The sequence below is a fragment of the Curtobacterium sp. MCLR17_058 genome (genome assembly GCF_003234705.2).
GTDB classification, from domain to species: domain Bacteria; phylum Actinomycetota; class Actinomycetes; order Actinomycetales; family Microbacteriaceae; genus Curtobacterium; species Curtobacterium flaccumfaciens.
Map to the genome: position 1 here is coordinate 2,758,016 of NZ_CP126262.1, position 20,949 is coordinate 2,778,964.

At 72.5% G+C, this 20,949-nt stretch carries 21 protein-coding genes; 12 read left to right on the top strand and 9 right to left on the bottom strand.

What is annotated here, in order from left to right:
* Positions 1-4: 4 nt before the first annotated feature.
* Positions 5-514, bottom strand: coding sequence for a 2'-5' RNA ligase family protein (locus DEJ11_RS13025; RefSeq protein WP_084740920.1), 510 nt, complete (start codon positions 512-514; stop codon positions 5-7).
* 177 nt (positions 515-691) lie between these two features.
* On the opposite strand from DEJ11_RS13025, the gene DEJ11_RS13030 reads away from it, so the two are divergent.
* From DEJ11_RS13030 to DEJ11_RS13040, 3 genes are read left to right on the top strand one after another with little or no spacing between them, the layout of a single operon-like run.
* Positions 692-1,642 carry a MetQ/NlpA family ABC transporter substrate-binding protein gene (locus DEJ11_RS13030; RefSeq protein ID WP_111103652.1) on the top strand — a complete coding sequence of 317 codons (951 nt, stop codon included), beginning with the start codon at positions 692-694 and terminating at the stop codon, positions 1,640-1,642.
* Positions 1,642-2,688 carry a methionine ABC transporter ATP-binding protein gene (locus DEJ11_RS13035; protein WP_111103653.1) on the top strand — a complete coding sequence of 349 codons (1,047 nt, stop codon included), beginning with the start codon at positions 1,642-1,644 and terminating at the stop codon, positions 2,686-2,688. Before DEJ11_RS13030 ends, DEJ11_RS13035 begins: the two co-directional genes overlap by 1 nt.
* Positions 2,685-3,359: a methionine ABC transporter permease gene (locus DEJ11_RS13040; RefSeq protein WP_017888525.1), complete on the top strand. Its 675-nt coding sequence runs from the start codon at positions 2,685-2,687 to the stop codon at positions 3,357-3,359. Before DEJ11_RS13035 ends, DEJ11_RS13040 begins: the two co-directional genes overlap by 4 nt.
* Positions 3,360-4,053: 694 nt before the next feature.
* Here DEJ11_RS13040 and DEJ11_RS13045 read toward each other — a convergent pair.
* Both DEJ11_RS13045 and DEJ11_RS13050 read right to left on the bottom strand, forming a co-directional pair.
* A complete protein-coding gene (locus tag DEJ11_RS13045; protein ID WP_071405095.1) occupies positions 4,054-4,830 on the bottom strand; it encodes an endonuclease/exonuclease/phosphatase family protein in 777 nt (258 codons plus the stop codon).
* A gap of 133 nt (positions 4,831-4,963) precedes the next feature.
* Positions 4,964-6,373 (bottom strand): MFS transporter, encoded by a 1,410-nt coding sequence (locus DEJ11_RS13050; protein WP_111103654.1) that lies wholly within the window; start codon positions 6,371-6,373, stop codon positions 4,964-4,966.
* A gap of 263 nt (positions 6,374-6,636) precedes the next feature.
* On the opposite strand from DEJ11_RS13050, the gene DEJ11_RS13055 reads away from it, so the two are divergent.
* Positions 6,637-7,884: a putative hexosyltransferase gene (locus tag DEJ11_RS13055; RefSeq protein ID WP_111038148.1), complete on the top strand. Its 1,248-nt coding sequence runs from the start codon at positions 6,637-6,639 to the stop codon at positions 7,882-7,884.
* Between the two features lie 141 nt (positions 7,885-8,025).
* Here the strand turns inward: DEJ11_RS13055 and DEJ11_RS13060 are convergent, their stop codons facing one another.
* The 3 genes from DEJ11_RS13060 to DEJ11_RS13070 form a co-directional block, all read right to left on the bottom strand.
* Entirely contained in the window at positions 8,026-8,517 is a 492-nt protein-coding gene (locus tag DEJ11_RS13060) for a pyridoxamine 5'-phosphate oxidase family protein (protein WP_071405093.1), read from the bottom strand.
* 367 nt (positions 8,518-8,884) lie between these two features.
* On the bottom strand, positions 8,885-9,547 hold the full coding sequence (locus DEJ11_RS13065) for a hypothetical protein (protein ID WP_111103656.1): 663 nt from the start codon (positions 9,545-9,547) through the stop codon (positions 8,885-8,887).
* A gap of 207 nt (positions 9,548-9,754) precedes the next feature.
* Complete coding sequence (locus DEJ11_RS13070; protein WP_111233255.1) at positions 9,755-10,864, bottom strand: LLM class flavin-dependent oxidoreductase; 1,110 nt, start codon at positions 10,862-10,864, stop codon at positions 9,755-9,757.
* A 112-nt stretch (positions 10,865-10,976) separates the two neighbouring features.
* Here DEJ11_RS13070 and DEJ11_RS13075 point away from each other — a divergent pair, with 112 nt between their 5' ends.
* The gene (locus DEJ11_RS13075; RefSeq protein WP_027466280.1) at positions 10,977-11,915 is read left to right on the top strand and encodes an SDR family oxidoreductase; all 939 of its coding nucleotides are present in this window, start codon (positions 10,977-10,979) and stop codon (positions 11,913-11,915) included.
* A 334-nt stretch (positions 11,916-12,249) separates the two neighbouring features.
* On the opposite strand, the gene DEJ11_RS13080 is transcribed toward DEJ11_RS13075, so the two are convergent.
* Entirely contained in the window at positions 12,250-13,041 is a 792-nt protein-coding gene (locus DEJ11_RS13080; protein WP_181440836.1) for an NRDE family protein, read from the bottom strand.
* Positions 13,042-13,105: 64 nt separating this feature from the next.
* Here DEJ11_RS13080 and DEJ11_RS13085 point away from each other — a divergent pair, with 64 nt between their 5' ends.
* From DEJ11_RS13085 to DEJ11_RS13115, 7 genes are all read left to right on the top strand, one after another.
* Complete coding sequence (locus DEJ11_RS13085) at positions 13,106-14,374, top strand: bifunctional phosphopantothenoylcysteine decarboxylase/phosphopantothenate synthase (protein WP_111103684.1); 1,269 nt, start codon at positions 13,106-13,108, stop codon at positions 14,372-14,374.
* Positions 14,375-14,485: 111 nt separating this feature from the next.
* A complete protein-coding gene (locus DEJ11_RS13090) occupies positions 14,486-14,884 on the top strand; it encodes a DoxX family protein (RefSeq protein ID WP_181440837.1) in 399 nt (132 codons plus the stop codon).
* Positions 14,881-15,672 carry a YqjF family protein gene (locus DEJ11_RS13095; RefSeq protein ID WP_181440838.1) on the top strand — a complete coding sequence of 264 codons (792 nt, stop codon included), beginning with the start codon at positions 14,881-14,883 and terminating at the stop codon, positions 15,670-15,672. The genes DEJ11_RS13090 and DEJ11_RS13095 overlap by 4 nt, the downstream gene beginning before the upstream one ends.
* On the top strand, positions 15,669-16,136 hold the full coding sequence (locus DEJ11_RS13100) for a DUF1810 domain-containing protein (RefSeq protein ID WP_111103660.1): 468 nt from the start codon (positions 15,669-15,671) through the stop codon (positions 16,134-16,136). Before DEJ11_RS13095 ends, DEJ11_RS13100 begins: the two co-directional genes overlap by 4 nt.
* A gap of 177 nt (positions 16,137-16,313) precedes the next feature.
* Positions 16,314-16,964 carry a GntR family transcriptional regulator gene (locus DEJ11_RS13105; RefSeq protein ID WP_071405086.1) on the top strand — a complete coding sequence of 217 codons (651 nt, stop codon included), beginning with the start codon at positions 16,314-16,316 and terminating at the stop codon, positions 16,962-16,964.
* A gap of 176 nt (positions 16,965-17,140) precedes the next feature.
* Positions 17,141-17,596, top strand: a complete 456-nt coding sequence (locus DEJ11_RS13110; RefSeq protein ID WP_027466277.1) for a MarR family winged helix-turn-helix transcriptional regulator — start codon at positions 17,141-17,143, stop codon at positions 17,594-17,596.
* Positions 17,597-17,891: 295 nt separating this feature from the next.
* Positions 17,892-18,764, top strand: coding sequence for an aggregation-promoting factor C-terminal-like domain-containing protein (locus DEJ11_RS13115; protein ID WP_111029332.1), 873 nt, complete (start codon positions 17,892-17,894; stop codon positions 18,762-18,764).
* Between the two features lie 164 nt (positions 18,765-18,928).
* Here the strand turns inward: DEJ11_RS13115 and DEJ11_RS13120 are convergent, their stop codons facing one another.
* Both DEJ11_RS13120 and DEJ11_RS13125 read right to left on the bottom strand, forming a co-directional pair.
* Positions 18,929-19,735, bottom strand: a complete 807-nt coding sequence (locus DEJ11_RS13120) for a family 1 encapsulin nanocompartment shell protein (protein WP_111103661.1) — start codon at positions 19,733-19,735, stop codon at positions 18,929-18,931.
* Complete coding sequence (locus DEJ11_RS13125; RefSeq protein WP_111103662.1) at positions 19,732-20,787, bottom strand: Dyp-type peroxidase; 1,056 nt, start codon at positions 20,785-20,787, stop codon at positions 19,732-19,734. The genes DEJ11_RS13120 and DEJ11_RS13125 overlap by 4 nt, the downstream gene beginning before the upstream one ends.
* Between the last annotated feature and the right edge of the window lie 162 nt (positions 20,788-20,949).

Consider the following 20,949-nt stretch of genomic DNA (forward strand, 5'->3'; position numbering starts at 1 on the left):
CCCGCTAGTCGGTCGTGAACGCGAGCGGCGTGATCGTCCGCGTCTCGCCGTCCCAGTGCCGCACGCCGCCGACGTCGAGCGTCTCCGGCAGCGGCACGGCGCGCAGCGCAGCGACGGCGCGCGGCAGGTCCTCGTCGCGCACCCGACGAGCCAGCGTGACGTGCGGCGACCAGTGCCCGGGCACCGACGTCTCGACGCCGCCGGGCGCGACCGCGTGCACCTCGCCGTGGAAGGTCGTGAGCGCCGCGTCGAGGACCACCGCGCGCACGAGCACCGACCGACCGGCACCCGCGGGGAAGAGCAGCAGCCCGCCGAGCCGGATCGAGGTCGGCACCGACGTGCGGAACCCGGCCGGCACGGGCAGCGTGTCCCCGGCGGCCAGGGTGACGTGCGGGGCATTCGACGGCGACGGGTGCCGACCGAGGCTCGGCAAGTCGGCGTCGATCAGGGCCTGCCAGGCGGACCGCACGGCGGCGTCCGACTCCGGGCCGAGGACGAGTTCGATGCTGCGCACGATCCGAGTCAACCAAGTCGTGTCGGGACGCGTGCTCCGACGCAGGCGGCACGGATCGAGTGCTGCGTAACACGACGGAACGGAACTCGCACCGGGGGTGGACCGCACGTCACACTCGTCTCCACGCCGCGGACCACCGCGGCTCCCCCACACGCACGGCCCACGAGGAGCACCAGCATGTCCGCAGCCCCCGCACTGCCCGAGAAGCCGAAGGGCAAGCGCCCGATCGGCTGGATCGTCGCGGCCGCGATCGTCGTCGTGGCGATCGTCGTCGCCGTCGTCGTCGGAGCCCTCCGCTCCGGGAGCAACGACGCCGGTGCCGCCGGTGACGCCGCCCCGAAGACCGTCACGATCGGTGTCTCGGACAAGTCGCTCGGCTACTGGAACACGTACACGAAGCTCGCGAAGGACAAGCTCAACGTCACCGTGAAGCTGACGAACTTCTCGGACTACTCGCTGCCGAACCCCGCCCTCAAGGACGGCCAGCTGGACATCAACCAGTTCCAGCACATCCAGTACCTGGCGGACTACAACGTCACGTCGAACGACGACCTGCAGCCGATCGGTTCGACCGCCGTCTACCCGCTGCCGCTCTACGCGACGAAGTACGACAAGCCGTCCGAGCTGCCCGCGAACGCGAAGGTCGCGATCCCGAACGACTCGATCAACCAGGCCCGTGCGCTCCTGATCCTGCAGGCGGCCGACCTGATCACCCTGAAGGACGGCGGCTCGGCGTTCTCCACCGCCGACGACATCGAGACGAAGAAGGTCGACGTCCAGCCCCTCGACGCCTCGCAGACCGCGAACGCGCTGCAGCAGGGCTCCGTCGCCGCCGCCGTCGTGAACAACAACTTCGCCACCGCCGCCGGTCTGCCGATCTCGGACGCGATCTACCAGGACGACCCCTCGAGCGCGAGCGCCGCCCCGTACGTGAACGTCTTCGCCGTCCGCGACGAGGACAAGGGCAACAAGACCTACCTCGACCTGGCGGAGCTGTTCCAGGACGACGCCGTGCAGAAGGCCTTCGCGAAGGACTTGCCCGAGGCCGTCGCCCGCGACGAGAGCGCCTCGAAGCTGCAGGACGAGCTCGCCGAGGTCGAGCAGGACGCGAAGGCGGCCAAGCAGTAGTGCCGGTCCTCGTCGAACTCCGCGGCGTCTCGAAGCACTACCGCCGCGCCGACACCGGCGAGACCGTGGTGGCCGTCGAGGACGTCTCCCTGGACGTGCACCATGGAGAGGTCCTCGGCGTCATCGGGTACTCCGGTGCCGGCAAGTCCACCCTGGTCCGCCTGGTCAACGCGCTGGAACTGCCGAGCTCCGGCACGGTGACCGTCGCGGGCCGCGAACTGACGGCGATCCCCGAGCGGGACCGCCGTCTGGCGCGTCGCAACATCGGGATGATCTTCCAGCAGTTCAACCTGTTCCGGTCCCGCACGATCGCCGGCAACGTCGCGTACCCGCTCAAGGTCGCCGGTGTGCCGAAGGCCGAGCGGAACCGTCGCGTCGCCGAGCTGCTCGACTTCGTGGGCCTGCTCGAGCGCGCCCACGCCTACCCGGAGCAGCTGTCCGGCGGGCAGAAGCAGCGCGTCGGCATCGCCCGCGCCCTCGCCGCGTCGCCCGACCTGCTGCTCGCCGACGAGGCGACCAGCGCCCTCGACCCGGAGACCACCTCCGAGGTGCTCGCGCTGCTCCGCCGCGTCAACCGGGAGCTCGGCGTCACCATCATCGTGATCACGCACGAGATGGACGCGGTCCGGCAGATCGCGGACCGGGTCGCCGTGATGGAGCAGGGTCGGGTCGTCGAGGTCGGCGACGTCTACGACGTGTTCTCGACCCCGAAGACCGGTGCCGCGCAGCGCTTCGTCCGCACCGCGCTGCACGACCGGCCCTCCCCCGAGACGCTCCGGCGCCTGCGGGACCGGCACCCGGGTCGGCTCGTCACGGTGCAGATCACCGACGAGGCCGGGCTGCAGAACCGGATCGACGCCGCGTTCCGCGCCGCCGGGATCACCGCCGAGCTCGTCTACGGCGGGGTCGGCGAGATCCGGGAGCGTCGGATCGGGTCGCTCACCTACGAGCTGAGCGCGCCCGGCGCCGAGCCCGACGCCATCGATCGCGCGATCGCCGCACTCCGCGCTGACGGCGTCACGACCGACGAGGAGGCCGCCGCGTGAACAACAACTCGTTCCAGAGCGTGATCGACACGTTCGACGTCTTCCTCGCCGCCATCCGCGACACCATCGTGATGTCGCTGATCTCGCTGGTCATCGCCGGGGTCATCGGCCTCGCGCTCGGCCTGCTGCTCTACGCGACCCGGCCGGGCAACGTCCTCGGCAACCGCACCGCGTACACGGTGCTCAACGTGTTCGTGAACCTGATCCGCCCGATCCCGTTCGTGATCTTCCTCGCCGCGATCGCGCCGCTGTCGCGGGTCGTCGTGCAGACCACGATCGGTGTCCCCGCGGTGACCTTCGCGATCTCGTTGGCCGCGGCCTTCGCGGTGTCCCGGATCGTCGAGCAGAACCTGCTGTCGGTCGACCCGGGCGTCGTCGAGGCGGCTCGGGCATCGGGTGCGCACCCGGTCTCGATCCTGCTGACCGTGCTCATCCCCGAGGGTCTCGGCCCCCTGATCCTCGGCTACACGTTCATCTACATCGGCATCGTCGACATGACGGCGCAGGGTGCGCTGATCGGTGGTGGCGGGCTCGGCGAGTACGCGATCACCTACGGCTCGCAGCGCTACGACTGGTGGGTGGTCTACGTCTCGGTGGCGGCGATCGTCGTCATCGTGCAGCTCGGCCAGTTCATCGGCAACCGCTTGGCGCGGGCGACGCTGCGTCGCTGACGCTTGCTCGCGGGCTCGCGGGCTCGCGGGCTCGCGGGCGACCGCCTGGAGGCCCGGTGCCGGTCCACGAGACCGGCACCGGGCCTCCGGTGTGTCGCCGCCCCGACGGGCGCGCCCAGCGTCGTGCGCCGAGCGGTCACGACTCCCCGCTCATCTCCGCCAAGGTCGCACGAACCGTCGTTTACCGGGCCCGCAACCGACAGTTCCCGACCAACCCGCACCACGCGCGCGGCATGTCGAGCGACCTCGACACGGGCTGCCGAGCGGTCACGACTCCCCGCTCACCTCCGCCGAGGTCGCACGAACCGTCGCCCGGCGCCCCCGCAACCGACAGTTTGCGACCAGTCGGCGCCACACCCGCGGCATGTCGTGCAACCTCGGCACGTGCTGCCGAGCGGTCACGACTCCCCGCTCACCTCCGCCGAAGTCGCACGAACCGTCGCCCGACGCCCCCGCAACCAACAGTTTGCGACCACTCGGCGGCACGCACGCGGCACGTCGTGCGACCTCGGCACGCACCGCCGACGCGCCCGAAGGCCCCCTGCCGAGCGGTCACGACTCCCCGCTCACCTCCGCCGAGGTCGCACGAACCGTCGCCCGACGCCCCCGTAACCGACAGTTCCCGACCACTCGGCGATGCGCACGCGGCATGTCGTGCGACCTCGGCGGTCGGCACGAGCGGCGCCGACGCGTGTCAGGCGGCGGGAGCCTCGACGGTGGTGACGGCGCCGGTTTCGCCGGGGTGCTCGTAGTGGGCACGCACCAGGATCGGGCGGTGGTCGGAGATGCCGGCCGGCAGGGTCTCGACGCCGGCGATGTGCAGGCCGACACTCGTCGCGAAGTCGAAGTGGCCGGTGAACTTGCGGTAGCGCAGGTACGTCGGCTGGTCGGACAGCGACAGCGCGAACCCGCCCTGCTCGATCTTGCGGCGCAGGTTCGTCTGGAACCACGGGTAGTTGAAGTCGCCGACCATGACCGCGGGGACGTCCTTCGCCAGCTCGCGCAGGAACTGGTGCGCGGCCTCGATCTGCTTGCGGCGCAGGGAGTTCGTCGCGGTCAGCGGTGAGGCGTGGAACGAGGCGACGACGACCTCGGCGTCGGCCTCGGTGTCACGCAGGTGCATCGCGATGAGCCGTTCGTGCGCTGGTGCGAGGACCCGGTCGTGCAGCGACTTCTGCAGCGAGTGGATGCTGAAGTCCTGCACCTCGAAGCGGTCGTCGCGCTTGTAGATCGCGAGCCCGAGCCGGTTGGTGCGGGTCGACGCGGCGAGCGAGAGGCCGCCGATCGACGGTGCGAGGTCGTTGCTGTCGCACTCCTGCACGCACAGGACGTCGGCGTCGGACGCCTCGGCCAGTGCGGCGAGCTCGCTGTTCGCGGTGTGCTCGCGGAGGTTGTAACTGACGACACGGAGCTGCGTGGGCTGCACGGTCTGCTCTGATGCGATCGTGCTCTGCTGCTCTGGCGCGGCCATGCTGCCTTCCTGTCCGGGTGTTCCGGTCACCCTGCCGCGGTCACCGTACTCGGGTACCGCGGACGGTTGCTGAGACTGTAACGCCTGCCGGGTTTCGTCCGTGTGACCGTGACGGAAACGGACAGCGGCGGGATCAGGCGCGGACACGGCGGACCGGGCGGACGGTGTCGCCCGCTGTGCGACTCATCAGGATGCCCTCCACGCAGGCGACCACGAGCAGGGCGGCGATGACCCAGAACGCGGCCGCGTACGGCCCGTCGCCGCCCAGCCCGGAGGCCGCGCGGATGACCACGGCGGCGACCGCGACACCGAAGCCCGCGGCGGTCTGCTGCAGCGTCGACGACAGCGTGTTCGCGGGGGTCATGTCGGCCTGCTCGACGTCGGCGAAGGCGATGGTGTTGTACGCCGTGAAGCCCACGGAGCGGGCGGCACCGCTGACGACGAGCAGGACGGCGAGCAGCCAGAACGGGGTGTCCTCGGTCATGAACGCCATCGCGACCACGGTCAGCGCGGCGACGGCCGACGACACGATGATCACCGGGCGGTAGCCGAACCAACGGAGGAACGGGGTCGTCATCGGCTTGATGCCGAGGTTGCCGACGAACACCCACAGGACGGCGGACCCGGCGAGCACGGCGCTCCAACCCCAGGCGTCCTGGAACAGCAGCGGGAGCACGAACGGCACCGCGGACACCGCCAGGCGGAACAGGCCGCCGCCGGCGTGCGACACCCGGAAGGTCTCGAGCCGGAACGCGTCGAGCCCCATGATCGGGTGCGGAGCCCGGCGGAAGTGCCGGATCGCGAGCCAGCAGCACACCGCGCCGAGGACCCCGGAGACGACGACCGCGGTGACCGGCACGACGTCGAGCGCGAGCAAGGACGCCATGACCACGAGCGAGCCGAGCCCGACGCAGGCGAGCAGCGACCCGAACCAGTCGAACGGCACCCGCTGCGCCGCACGCTCCTGCGGCACGAGCACCAGGGCGGCGACGAAGGCGACGACGCCGAGCGGGATGTTGATGAGGAAGATCCAGTGCCACGTCAGCGTCTCGACGAGGACCCCGCCGATGAACGGCGCGATGATCGGTGCGGCGAGGGCCGGCCAGGTCAGGATGGCGATGGCGGTGACGAGTTGTTCGCGCCCGGCGCTCCGGAGGACGACGAGCCGGCCGACGGGCACCATGAGCGCCCCACCGAGGCCCTGCAGGATGCGCCACAGCGTCAGCTCGACCAGCCCGGTGGACAGCGCGCACAGGGCCGACGCGATCGTGAACAGCGCGATGGCCCCGGCGAAGACCGTCCGGGAACCGATCCGGTCGGTGAGCCAGCCGGACACCGGGATGAACACCGCGAGGGTCACGAGGTACGCGGTGATCGTGACGCCCACCGCGGCGGAGTCGACCCCGAGGTCACGCCCCATGGCCGGGGCGGCGGTCGCCAGGATCGTGCCGTCCAGGAGCTCCATGAAGAAGGTCCCGGCCACCAGCACGGCGACCGCCGTGCTGCGCGTCCGTCGTCTGGGTGTCGTCGCCGTCGTCGTCATCGCCCACCGAGACTATGCCCGCGGACGTCCGCGCCGTCACGGACGGGCCGCCCACCGGACGGGACACCGGACGGGACACCGGGCGCGGCCCCGGGCGCGGCACCGACCACCCGCCGGACGCCGAACCCGCCACCCACCGGACGCGACGCAGCGCACACGACGCGGGACGGGCCTCCAGGCGCAGTTCCGGGCGATCCTCATGCTCGGGCCGACTACCCTGGCCGGGTGCCGACCCGACCACCCGAACGCCGAGGAACTCGCGCGTGAGCCGCACCGACAGCGCCGGCGTGGTCGCCGCGGGCACGGCCAGCGGTCGACGACGTGTCCTGGACACCGTTGCCTCACTGCCGGCGTGGGCGGCGGTCCTGCTCGTCTGGACGGGCGGCCGGGTCCTGTCGACCCTGTGGCTCGCGCTCGCGTACCCGCTCATCGGTCGCGCGCTCCCGGGCAACGCGATCTGGGGCAACGAGCACGGCTTCGGTGCCTTCCTGGTGGCCTGGGACGGGCAGTACTACGAGCAGATCTCGCTGCACGGGTACCCGGACGCGCTGCCGCTGGACGCCGCCGGCAACGTCGCGCAGAACGCCTGGGCCTTCCTACCGGCGTTCCCCTTCACGATCCGGGCGCTGACCGCCTCGACCGGGGTGCCGTTCGAACTCGGTGCCCCGCTCGTCGCGATCGTCGCCGGGCTGCTCGCCACCTACCTGCTGCACCGCCTGGTGCGGGACCGCGCCGGGCACGCCGCCGCGATGTGGGCGGTCTTCTTCTTCAGCTGCGGTCCGCTGTCGTTCCTGCTGCAGGTCGGGTACGCGGAGAGCATGTTCCTCGCGCTGTCGTTCGGGGCGCTGCTCGCGCTGGAGCGTCGGCGCTACGGGCTCCTGACGGCACTCGGCGTCGCCGCGGCCTTCACCCGCCCCGGTGCCCTGGCGATCCCGCTCGTGCTCGGCGTCGTCGCACTCGTGCGGTGGGTCCGTGCACGGCGCGAGACCGGCCGGGTGTTCGAGGGCTTCCCACTCCGCGAGCAGGTCCGGGTCGTCGCCGCGGGGCTGACCATGGTCCTCGCGGGGCTCGCCTGGCCGGTGATCGCCTCGCACGCGACCGGAACGCCGAACGCCTACCTGGAGACCGAGATGTCCTGGTGGGTGAACTTCATCGGCCGGGTGGACTTCGTCCCGCTGACGCCGTGGTTCCTCATCGCGGGTCGCTGGCTCGGCGTGGGCGGGATCCTGATCGTGGTGTTCCTGCTCGTCACGTACCCGATCTGGCTGCTCCGCCGGTCGACGCTGCGGCTCGGGCCCACGACGGTGCTGTACTCAGCCGCGTACGCGCTGTACATCTTCGCGGTGTCGCTGCCGATGGCCTCGACCCCGCGGCTGCTCATGCCGCTCGCGCCGCTGTTCGGGTCGCCCGAGCTGGTCGCGAAGCCCTGGATGCGGTGGACCTTCGTGACGGCCGCGTTGGCCGGGCAGCCGGTGCTGGTCGCGGTGCTGTGGCTGCTCGGCCCTCCGTGAGCGGCTGACGCGGAGCCCTCGCAGGCGACGTGAGCGGCTGACGCGCAGCCCTCGCAGGTGACGGCCCGGTGCACGCGCCCCGACATGACGCGACGCCGCCGTCCGGACAGGACGACGGCGTCGCGCGTCAGGCGCCTCGCCTCAGAGCTCGACCGTGCCGTGGTCGCCGGTGTCCGGCTGGCTCTGCTTACCGAGCGCCGCCTTGAACATCTGCACCAGACTCCCGACCGGCCCGGTGTCCTGGGTCCAGTACTCGACCGAGACCCCCTCGACCGTGAGCAGCCGGATCGACGGGTCCTGACGGCCCTCGGGGAACCAGGCCTCGGCGAACGGGGACCACAGCTCGTCGACGACCGAGTCGTCCTGGGTCACGGTCGCGGTCCCGGCGATGGACAGGTACCCGCCCTGCGACTCGATCGAGACGTTGACGTGCGGGTTCCGCGCGATGTCCTCGACCTTCTCGCTGCCGTCCTGCACCAGGAACCGCAGGGTCCCGTGGAACGTCTTGTCCTGCACCGCGAGTGGCCTGGCGTGCAGGTTCCCGTCCTCGCTCACCGTGGTGAGCAGTGCCGTGTGGGCGCCGTGGACGATGTCCGAGATCGCGGCGCGCTGGTCCGTCTGTGTGTCGGTCATGGTGCTCCTTTGCGTCATGCGCCCCGCTCCGCCGACGTGCGACCGTCGGTGCACGGGGCCGTACCGTTCCGACCAGTGTGCCCCTCCGGCGCTGGACGCGTCAGCCCGGCGCGTCGACGTGGTCGGGTCACGGTCGGCCTGGAGGCCCGGTGCACGCCCGCCACGCCGCCCCCGCCCGGCGCGCGCCGGCCTCCGAGCCGTGCATGCGTGTGCAGGAAGCGACACCACACGCGTCGATCGACAGGTGGAACGTCGTTGCATGCACACGCACCGGATGCGTGTGCATCGAGCGACCGGACACGAGTCGATCGACGCGCGGATCGTCGGAACATGCGCACGGACGGAACCGACGCCGGGCCAGCCGAGGTCAGGCGGGTTCGCGGATCGTGGTCTCGACGTCGACGACCTGCGGGATCTTCGGCATCGAGGCGAAGCCGAATGCCACGGGCGGGTCGAGCGGCGCCAGGTCCCCGAGCGGCTCCCCCGCCCAGGTCCCCCGCACCCCGGTGACGTCGTGCGCCCCGGTGACGCCGTAGTACTCGCGCCGGCCGTTGCCCGCCGAGCCCGCGGTACCGGACCCGGGCGCGAGCAGCCGTGCCACGGGGTCGATCGCGGCGAGCCAGCGCGGGTCGCGGGCGATCGGCTTCGGGACGATGCGCAGGATCCGGCCGAGCGGCGAGATCCCGCCGACGTCGATCGAGGCCTGCAGTGCCCCGGCGGACAGCTCGAGCCCACTGGCGGTGCGGCGGGCGCGGACGTCGACGACCGAGACCGTGTCGAAGCGGTAGGTGCCGGAGACGTACGCGGCGACGATCTCGTCGGGTGCGAGCAGCACGCTGGTGCCGTCGGGGAGCTCGAGGAACACGTCCGTGAACGGCCCGAACGGCGACCGGTCCCACATCCCGACGACGATCCGGACGCCCGAGGTGGTGCCGACGCCCATGATCCGGCCGCGGAACCGGCGTTCGACGGCGGAGCCTGCGGCGTGACCGGCAGCGGGACCGGAGGCGTGGTCGGGGCGTGACGACATGCCCTGGACCGTACCCGCGGCCCCCGTGAGCCGATCTCGGCGGCCGCCCCGGGCCTCCCGGCCGTCACCCGCGCGCCCGTGTCAGACGGAACCGGGACGCAAAACACCGGTGTCCACGCTCCGAACACCCGCGAAGGGGGGTGTGGAGCGCGAACACCGGTGTTTTGCGGACCGGACCGAACCGGACCCGGACGGGGCCCGCGACCGTCAGGCGACGGGGACGGGCTGCGCCAGCAGCTCGCGCACGCGGGGTGCGACCTCGGTGCCGTAGAGCTCGATCGAGCGCATCATGTCGGCGTGCGGCAGGCGACCCGTGGCGTACCGCATGTCGAAGCGCGAGGCACCGAGGATCCGCATGTTGCGCGCGACCTTCCGGGCGACGGTCTCCGGGGAGCCGACGTAGAGCGAACCGCCGGCCGACAGGCTCGCGCGGTACCCGGCGACGTCGAGGGGCGGCCAGCCGCGCTCCCGGCCGAGCTGGTCGGTGACGGCCTTGTGGTACGGCCAGTAGCGCTCGGCGGCCTCTTCGTCGGTCGCTGCCACGAAGCCCGGCGAGTGCATCGCGATGGGCTGCTGCGGCAGGTCGAGCTGCGCGAGGGCCTGGCGGTACAGGCGCGAGAACGGGGCGAACTGGGCCGGCTGCCCGCCGATGATGGCGAGGAACAGCGGCAGGCCGTACGACGCGGCACGGATGACCGACTGCGGGGAGCCGCCGACGCCGATCCAGGTCGGGATGGCACCGTGCTCGAGCTTCGGGAAGACGTCCTGGTCGACCAGGCCCGCGCGCTTCGTGCCGGACCAGGTCACGGCGTCGCCGCCGCGCAGGGCTGCCCAGAGCTGGAGCTTCTCCTCGAACAGGACCTCGTAGTCGCTCAGCTCGTAGCCGAACAGCGGGAACGACTCGGTGAAGGAGCCACGGCCCAGGATGACCTCGGCGCGGCCGTTCGACAGGGCGTCGACGGTGGCGAAGCGCTCGTACACGCGGACGGGGTCGTCGGAGGACAGCACCGTGACCGCGGAGCCCATCCGGATGCGCTCGGTGCTGGCGGCGATCGCGGCGAGGACGACCTCGGGGGCGCTCACGACGAAGTCGGCCCGGTGGTGCTCCCCGACGCCGATGAAGTCGACGCCGACCTGGTCGGCGAGGACGGCCTGGTCGACCACGTCGCGGATGCTCTGCGCGTCGGACTGCAGGCTGCCGTCGGCGCGCTCGGTGACGTCACCGAAGGTGTCGAGGCCGAGCTGCAGCGGTCCGATCCGGTCGGGTGCGGGCGGCGGAACGTCCGAGGGACGGTCGGTGCCGAATGCGTTGCTCATGGTGTCCTCCTGGTCGCACTTTCATGCGTTTGCATAAACATAGCACGGCGGCGGCGCGCGCGCACCGGGCCCGGACCGGGGTCGGCCAGCCCGGACGAGTACGGTCACCCGCATGCCGAACCTCCCCGACCAGACCGGACGCCGCATCGTCGTCACCGGGTCCAACAGCGGCACCGGACAGGAGGCCGCCCTGCGCCTCGCCGGAGCCGGCGCCAGTGTCGTGCTCGCCGTCCGCAGCACCGAGAAGGGCGAGACCGCCGCCGCCGGCATCCGCGCCGCCCACCCCGCAGCCGACGTGGAGGTCCGCGAACTCGACCTCGCCGACCTGGCGAGCGTCCGCCGCTTCGCCAGCGGCATCGTCGACGAGGAACGTCCGATCGACGTCCTGGTCAACAACGCCGGTGTGATGGCCCCGCCGGAGCGCTTCGAGACCGTCGACGGCTTCGAGCTGCAGTTCGGCACGAACTTCCTCGGCCCGTTCGCCCTGACGAACCTGCTGCTCCCGTCGCTGCTGCGCGCGCGCACGCCCCTCGCCGACGGCCCCCTGGCCGAGGCACCCCGGGTCGTCACGATGTCGAGCCTCGCCGCGATCCCCGGACGGATCCGCTTCGCCGACCTGCAGTGGGAGCGCGGCTACAACGGCTGGCGCGCCTACGCGCAGTCGAAGCTCGCCGACCTGCTGCTCGCGCTGCACCTGCACCGCCTGACCGTCGAGGCCGACGTGCCACTGGTCAGCACCGCCGCCCACCCCGGCTACACCCGGACGAACCTGCAGGCCGCGGGACGCTCGCTCGGTCGGTCGAAGCCGGTGCGGTCGAGCAACCGGGCCCTGCCGTTCACCCAGGCCGTCGAGCAGGGCACCGAGCCGCTGCTGTACGCGGCGGTCGGGCCGAACGCCGTGGGCGGCGCGTACTACGGTCCCTCGGGTCCGTTCGGCATGACCGGTCCGACCACCACCGTGTCGATCCCCGGGTCCGCGCGGAGTGCCGACCTCGCCCGCTCGCTCTGGGCCGTCGCCGAGGACCTCACCGGGACGCGCCCGCCGCTCTAGCCGAGACACCGGCGTCTCGCCAGGACGCCTCCAGCTCCACGAGACGCCGCCGAATCCGGAGGCGTCTCGTGCACGTGGCGGCGTCGAACGGGCACGCCGGCGTCTCGCGCGCTCGAGAACGCGGGGACAGGCGGACGGGAGGCCCGTGGTCACTCCACCACGGGCCTCCCGTCCGGTGGTGGGGAGCGCACGCTGCACGCCGGCGTCATCTCGAGGCGCCCTGGAACACACGAGACGCCGCCGTGTTCGGCGGCGTCTCGGCGAGACACCGGCGTCTCGCGACGGACGCGGGCACGGCCGGGAGGCCCGGGGCGGGTCCGGTGCGTCGCCGGCGTCAGGCGCGGTGCAGCTCCACCGACCCGTCCAGCCGACCGGGTTCGGTCAGGCGGGCGTGCTGCAGGACGGTGCGGCCCGGCGCGATCGCCGCGGCGACGATCGACAGGGTCGTCATGTGCCCCTCGGCCTCGTGCACGTCGCGGAGGATCGCGTCGGGGTGGTCGCTCGGCAGCGCTGCGGACTCCGCGAGCACGCCGAACCAGCCGCCCCAGCCGTCCCCGGCGTCACCACCGGAGTCCACGGTGCGGAGTTCGTCGAACGGTCCGAGCACCGGCGGACCGGACGGGGCGTCGACGGCACGGAAGGCCTCGAGCCACCGACCGATGCGCGGCGCCGCAGGGTCGTCGGCCGCACCGTGCGTGACCATGTGGACGCCGGGGCCGAGGTCGGTGGTGCGGACCTGTTCGCCGTCCCAGGTCAGCACCGAGGCACCCTCGGCCGTGGCGCGCACCAGGTTGAAGGCCCGGGTGGTCGGCAGCGTGCCGTCGTGTCCGGGCAGCAGGTCGTCGGCGACGGCGTCCACCGGCACCACGCCGCGGGTCGTCCACGTGCCGTCGACGCTGGTCACTGGTTCGGCGCGGTTGAGCACCACGGCCAGGCCGGCACGGTCGGACGCGGCGAGCCACGCACCACCGGCGGAGCGGTCACGGACACCACGGAGGTCCGGGTCCCGGTCCGGCCACCAGGCAGCGGGCGGGTCCCACGGGCGCTCGGGCGACTCGTCCCGCAGGGCGAGCACGGTGACGGGCCATGCAGCCCCGGGGTCGACGCGGACGACGACGGTGCACATGCCGTCGATCCTCGCACGTGGCCCCGGTAGCGTGAGCCAGGTGAACGCAGCAGCAGAGCGCACCCTGACCGTCATCGTGGGGATCACCGGGGGCATCGCCGCCTACAAGGCCGTCGGGGTCGTCCGCGACCTGGTCAAGCGCGGCCACGACGTGCACGTCGTCCCGACCGAGGGCGCCCTGCGCTTCGTCGGACTGCCGACGCTCGAGGCCCTCAGCCGCAACCCCGTCACCACGAGCGTGTGGGACGACGTCGCCGAGGTGCGCCACGTCGCGCTCGGTCGCCGGGCCGACCTGGTCGTCATCGCCCCGGCCACCGCCGACTCGCTCGCCCGGATGGCGCACGGCCTGGCGAGCGACCTGCTCGGCACGACGCTGCTCGCGACCGAGGCGCCCGTCGTCGTCGCTCCGGCGATGCACCCGCAGATGTGGGAGCACCCCGCGACCCGTGCGAACGTCGCCACGCTGCGTGACCGCGGCGTCCACCTGGTCGGCCCGGTCGTCGGCGCGCTCACCGGCGACGATGCGGGCATCGGTCGGATGGCGGAGCCCGCGGACATCGTCGCCGCAGCGCTCGCCGTGCTCGACCAGCACCCTGCACCGGCCGGCCGCCGCAGTGCGGACACCGGCACCGCGGCCAGCACCGGGGCCCTCGGTGAGCAGGGCGACCTGGCCGGCGTCCGTGTCGTCGTCAGCGCGGGCGGCACCCGCGAACCCTTCGACCCGGTGCGGTTCGTCGGCAACCGCTCGAGCGGCCGCCAGGGCATCGCGATCGCCGCCGACGCCGTCCGTCGTGGCGCGTCCGTGACCCTCGTCGCCGCGAACGTCGAGGGCTCGCTGACCGCCGGACTGGACGCGACCGTGGTGCCCGTCGGGTCCGCGCTCGAACTCGCCGAGGCCGTGCACACCGCCGCCGCCGAAGCGGATGTCGTCGTGATGACCGCCGCCGTCGCCGACTACCGTCCGGCCGAGGTGCTCACCGAGAAGCTCAAGAAGGACGCGCAGGGCGAGCGCATGACGCTCGAGCTGGTGCGGAACCCGGACGTGCTCGCCGACCTCGTGGCGGCGCGGCGGACCGGGCAGATCATCGTCGGGTTCGCCGCCGAGACCGAGCCCGACCGCGATGCACGGATCGAGCTCGGGCGCGCCAAGATCAGCCGGAAGCCGGCGGACCTGCTCGTCGTGAACCACGTCGGCTGGTCGGCCGGCTTCGAGCGCGAGGAGAACGCGATCGAGGTCCTGGTGCCCGGTGGCGAGGTGGTCCGCGAGACCTCCGGCACGAAGGCCGAGGTGGCGACGGCGGTCCTCGACCTCGTCGCGACCGCCCTGACGTGAATGCACACTGACGTAAATGCACACTGACGTGAATGCGCACTGACGTGAATGCGCACTGACGTGAGCAGCGTCTCCGGCCGCTTCCGAGGACGAGCGGGCACGATGGGGCGCATGCGACGACGTGAGCGGATCAAACGTGCCAACCGCACGGCCACCATCCTGGCGGTGGCCCTCGGCGCGGCGGGCACCATGCACTTCCTGCGCCCGACCCACTTCGACCGGATCGTGCCGGAGGCCCTGCCCCCGCGGTTGACCACGCTGGCCTCCGGGGTAGCCGAGCTGGGCATCGCCGCCGGGCTCGCGTTCCCCGCCACCCGCCGTGCCTCGGGGTGGGCCGCCGCGGCGCTGTTCGCGGCGGTGTTCCCGGCCAACGTCAAGATGGCGAACGACCTGCTCGACCACCCCCGCTCGAGCCGAGCGATGCGGCTGATCGGGGTCCTGCGGCTCCCCCTGCAGCTGCCGCTGGTCCTCTGGAGCATGCACGTCGGTCGGCACGCACCGAACCCGTGACCCAGCCGTCGTGGACCCGCGCGGCGGTGCCCTTGCTGCACCGCCCGGTCACCCAGCACGCCTGGGAGGACATCGTGTTCGCGCACTGGCGGCACGACCCGGCGTCGTTGCAGCGGCTCGTCCCCCGCGGGACCCGTCCGGACGTGGTCGACGGCAGCGCCTGGGTGGGGCTGTCGGCGTACGTGTTCCGGGAGACCCGGGTGCCGCCGTTCCCCTCTGCCGGGCGACTCGGCACCATGACCGAGGTCACGATCGAGGTCCTCACGGTGGACGACCAGGGGCGGCGCGGGGTGACCTACCGCACGGTCGACACCGCGAACGTGCCCGCCATCGTGGCCGCGCACGCACTGCTCGGCGTGCCGTACACGTTCGCCCACGCACGTTCCCGTCGCCGCGGTGACGCGGTGGCGCACCGGTCCGTCCGGCACCCGACCCGCGCGCTGCACCCGGTGCGGTGGGCGCGGTCGCTCCGGCAGGAACGCCCGACCGGTGCGGTGCGGCCGAAGCACGCGGCCTCGGTGCGGGTGACCGCCGGCGAGGTCGTCGACACCCCGCTGGCCGCCGAGCTCACCACCCGCGCCGGCATCCACGCGCGGTACCTGGCGCAGACCCTGTTCTGGCAGCGACAGCACCCGGTGCTCACCACCCGTTCGGCCACGCTCGACCGACTCGAGGGCGACCTGCCCGACACCGTCGGCATGCCGGGGTTGTTCGACCGGGCGCCGGACTCCCTGCTCGTGGTCGACGGCACGACCGTCCGGTACGGCTGGGGCGGGGTCGTCCGGTGACGGACGCGCAGCCGCACGCACAGGCCGACGACCCGTTCGACCTCGACCGCTTCGTCCGGGCCCAGCAGGGCGTGTACGACCTCGCGCTCGACGAACTCCGCCGGGGCCGGAAGTCGTCGCACTGGATGTGGTTCGTGTTCCCGCAGCTGGCCGGTCTGGGGCGGAGCGCCACGGCCGTGCGCTACGCGATCACCGGCGTGGACGAAGCCCGCGCCTACCTGACGCACCCGGTGCTCGGGCCCCGCCTGCTCACGGCGACCGACGTCGCACACCACGCCCCCGCCCGCTCCGCCGACGCCCTGCTCGGGGGCATCGACGCGGTGAAGCTCCGGTCGTCGATGACCCTCTTCGCCCGGGTTGCGACCGACCCACAGCCGTTCGTCGCCGTGCTGGACCGCTGGTACGACGGCGCCGAGGACCCGGCCACGCTCCGCTTGCTCGGAGAGCGCCCGGAACACGAGTGACGCGCGCGACGCACGCGACGCACGACGCGCGTGACCGGCATCTGAACGTCCACACTGACACGCGCTGAGCCGACCGCAACGCCGTTGTCATATCAGGTACGGTGATGCGAGCACGTGCGATGTCGACCGTGCCCGTTCGCCCGGCGCCCCGACGCCGCCGCCCCCGAAGGAGAACGCATGCCGGTCCCCCGCAGCGCCCCGACCGAGCACCAGCTGCTCCGTGACACCGTCCGCCACAAGATCCACGACGCGATCATGGACGGGACGCTCCTGCCCGGGGAACGGCTGAACGACGACGAGCTCATCTCGTGGCTCGGCGTCTCCCGGACACCCATCCGCGAGGCCCTGAGCCAGCTGTCCCGCGCCGGCCTGATCGAGATGGCCCCGAACCGGTACACCCGCGTCACCACGCCGGATCCCGCCGAGGTCATCGAAGCGATGCAGACCCTCGGCGTGCTGTTCGGCGGCGTGGTCCGGCTCGCGGTCCCGCGCCTCGGTTCGGCGAGCCGGAAGAAGATCCTGGCCCAGCTCGACAAGACGATCACCGAGCTCGAGGCCCACGAGGTCGCCGCCGTCAACCACGACGCCCTCGACGTCTTCGCCCTGTACGTCGCCGAGTGCGGCAACGAGAACCTGCAGCGCGTCTGCCGCGACACGATGGACGGCCTGGCGTTCCGGTTGCGCCTGCCGAACCTCGACGAACTGGTCGACTGGGACCGGATGACCGAGGACTTCCGGCGTCTCCGGGCGGCGACCGAGTCCGGCGACAACGTCGCGGCCGAGCTCGCGACCGAGGCGATCCACCAGCTGCCGGGCGAGAAGCACTGAGTCCACCTGTACCGGCGTACAGGAACCGCCCGTCTCGCCCACGCGAGGCGGGCGGTCGACGTTCCCCGGGCCTCCCGGTCGGTGGCCCGGCCACGCGCGTGACGCTCCCAGTCCCGGGGCCGCGCGGACCGATAGCATCGCTGGCGACCACCTGAACCAGGCACCCGGAGCAGCACATGAACCCCCGCCCGACGGACCGTACCGAGGTCGCCGCACGCCTGGCCGCCGCGGTCGGTCGGATCAACCGACGGGCCCGCACCGACTCGGCCTCGCTCGGGTACGGCATCGTGTCGGCGCTCGCGTCGATCCAGCGGCACGGACCCCTGCGCCCCGGCGACCTGTCGCGGATCGAGGTGGTCACGAAGCCCACGATGACCCGCATCCTGACCGAGCTCGAGCAGCGCGGCTTCATCCAGCGCGAGGCCGACCCACGCGACGGCCGGGCGTTCATGGTGACGGCCACGCCGGAGGGCATCGAAGCGGTCGAGCAGGCCCGCGCGAACCGCACCGGGATCGTCGCCGAACTCATCGCCGAGCTCGACGAGTCGGACGTCCAGGCGATCGCCGGTGCCCTGGCCGCGCTCGAGCGTGTCGCCCAGGGCGAGCACGCCCAGGAACCTCACACCTTCTAGGCCCCGCACGACCGTTACCGAACCGTTACCAAGCGGTGGACGGACCGTTCTGCCAGCGTTCCTGGACGCGCTGCCCAGTCTGACCGGTCATGGTGTCGGCTCCGCCTGACCGCGGCCACCCCACGGCTGCTCCCGGCGGACGGACGGGCCCCACACCACCGTCCGGTCCTCACCGGCTCGAGGACTCCTCGTCGTCGACGGTGTCACCGACACCGCCAGCCTCTGGCGTGCCCGCACGACCTCGTTCGTGCGAGCAGGAGTCCCTCCCCCACCGAGCCGCCGACCTGCGGAACCGATGCGACACACCCCTGAGCTCCCCACCACGACGGCCTCGACCCGACGTGAAGCCCTGAACACCCCCACCCGCCGGATGCGTCGGGCCCTGCGGCACCGCGCGACGCTGATCGCCGGCGGCGCAGCGGTCCTGGCCGTCGCCGGTGGCGCCCTGACCGTCGGCACGCAGCCCGCCATCGGCGAGGCCCTCGGCATGCCGACCGGTACCCCGAGCGCCTCGGCGACCGCGGAGCCCGCTCTGCGCGGCACCGCGCTCGACCGCGCCCAGGCCGCCGCCACGATCACCACGGCGAAGACCGTCATGCAGACCGCGAACCACAAGGTCGACACCTCGGCGCTCGAACAGCGCGTCGACGCGCTGAGCGACTACCCGGACCTGTCCGGCGCTGCGCTGACGAACCGCATCTCGACGACGGTCGCGTCGACCACGCACGTCGCCCAGGCCAGCGCCACGCAGGACAAGCGGGACGTCGACGCGAAGGCCGCGGCCGCAGCGAAGGCCGCAGCCGAGCGCAAGGCCGCCGCCGAGGCAGCGGAGGCCGCCCGGAAGCTCGCCGCCGGCAACACCGTCGCCGGCGCCAAGGCCACGGCGAGCTCGCTCGCGTCGTCGGAGTACGGCTGGGGTGCCGACCAGTTCCAGTGCCTGGACAACCTGTGGACCAAGGAGTCCGGCTGGAACTACCAGGCCGTCAACGCGAACGGCGGCGCGACCGGCATCCCGCAGGCGCTCCCCGGCTCGAAGATGGCCACGATCGCCGCGGACTGGCGCACCAACGCCACCACCCAGATCACCTGGGGCCTGCAGTACATCAGCTCGGCCTACGGCACCCCGTGCGCGGCGTGGGGGCACTCGCAGGCGAACAACTTCTACTGATCGGCGCGGGTCGCGACGGCGACCGGCAGACGGACGGGAGGCCCGTGGCGGATCCGCCACGGGCCTCCCGTCCGTTGCGTGGTCGCGGTCAGCCCACCCGCGCGACGCGTACGTCGGAGCGGGCGGGCATCGGACCACGTCGGGCCGACCGTCGTGCCTGCTCCTCAGAGCGACCGGCGGAGGACGACGGATGCCTCGGGGGTGTTCACCTGGAACGCGAAGGTCTCCTCGACGTACATCGTGACGACGACGGCGTCGTGGCCCAGGTAGCCGAGGGCCAGGTCCTCGCCGACGGTGAACACGAAGTCCCCGCCGCGCTGACTGATCAGCAGCGACTCGTCGATGCCGGGCGCCCGCTCGACCCGACCGCCGGTGATGCCCTCGAGCTGCTCACGCAGGGGCGTGCCGGCGTCGTCGGTCTCGACGATGTCCGCCCAGTCACGGGGGCTGCAGGCCAGGGCGTACGGCCCGGCGACCCCGACGTCGCGGAGTGCGGCGACCGCAGTGGTGACCGCGGCCCGGAACGACCCCGGTGAGCCGTCGTGCGACTGCGCGGGCTGGGTCGACGCCTGCCCGGCCCCGGTGATGCCGCCCTCCGGCCACCCCCGGAGCGTCGCCCGGTTCTCGTGGGCCGCGAGCCGCAGCACGGCCGCGTCGAGGTCGCCCAGGTCGACGTCGGTGGCGCCGCGGGAGGAGTCCACGAGCTCTTCGAGCGCGACGGTGAAGGTCGCACGGACCTCGCAGAGCGGCAGGACCCGGCGTCGCCGTGCGGTGATGCCGTCGGCGACCCCGCCGGTCACCGCGTCGGTGCGGCCGAGGTCGACCGAGGACCACTGCCAGCCGCGCGGTCCGTCGAAGTCGACGATGCGCCGTGCGGCGAGCGCCGGGACCAGCCGGTCACGGGCCTCGGCGTCGAGCACCGCCCAGGTGTCGTCGCCGAACGGCGCGAGTTCGCGGAGGAGGTGGTTCATGGCGTGTGCCCTTCCGTGCTGCGGAGTGAACCGATGCCGAGACCGGGACCGGTGGCGTCGGGAGCCGTCACCACGGACGGCGACGGCGGTGCCGCGAGCGCGGCGAGGTCCACCAGACGATCGCGTGCGGGTGCGAAGAACGTCGCTCCGGTGATCGCACGCGAGAAGTCGAGCAGCCGGTCGTACGTCCCGGGAGGATCGCCGACGAACATCCGTTCCAGCATCCGTTCGAGCACCCAGAGCTCACCGCTGTAGCCGATGAAGTAGGTGCCGTACTCCCCGCTGCCGGGTCGTCCGAAGGGCATGTTGTCGCGGAGGACGTCGTGCTCGACCCCGTCGTCGTCGACGATGGTCGCGAGCGACTTGTGCGACGGCCGAACCTCGGTGGCGCTGTCCCGCTCCACGTTGTCCGACTTCGACCGGCCGATGATGCGTTCCTGCGCGTCCGTCCCGAGGGCGTTCCACGCCGCCAGGTCGTGCAGGTACTTCTGGACGACGACGTAGCTGCCACCGGCCCAGTCCGGGTCGTCCGCGCCGACGAGTGCGGAGGCTGCCAGGTCCTGCGCGACCGGGTTCGCCGTGCCGTCCACGAAGCCGAGCAGGTCGCGGGTGTCGAAGTACCGGAAGCCGCTGACCTCGTCGACCACGGTGACGTGGTCCCCGAGCGCGGCGAGCAGCAGGCGTTCGAACTCGAAGCAGACGTCGGTGCGTTCACCCCGGATGTGGAAGAGCAGGTCTCCCCCGGTGGACGGCGCCGAGTGGACCGGCCCGGTCAGGGCGGGGAACGGGTGCAGCGCGTCCGGGCGGGCGTGCGGCGAGAACCGGTCCCACGCCACCGCCCCGATCCCGACGACGCAGGACAGGTGTGCGTCGAGGTCGCGGAAGCCGACCGTCTTCAGCAGGCCGTCGAGGTCGCTGAGCACGTCGCGGACGGCATCGAGGTCGTCGTCGTCCGGCCCGACGTCGAGGGTCAGGAACACCGCCGAACGGGACAGCGGTGCGTCGACGCTCTGCGCGTCGATGGGGACGCGGCTGCCCGGTGCGCCGGTCATCAGCGTGCGCCGTGGACGGAGGCCATGGTGTCCGCCTTTCCTCCGCAGCCGTCCTGACGGTGCGGTTCGGTGCCGTGGGGTGTCTCCCGTCGAGCATCGCCACCCGGTGCCCCGTCACGCCTGAGTCGGATGACCCGCTCCGCAAGGGGGGATGCCCGCGCG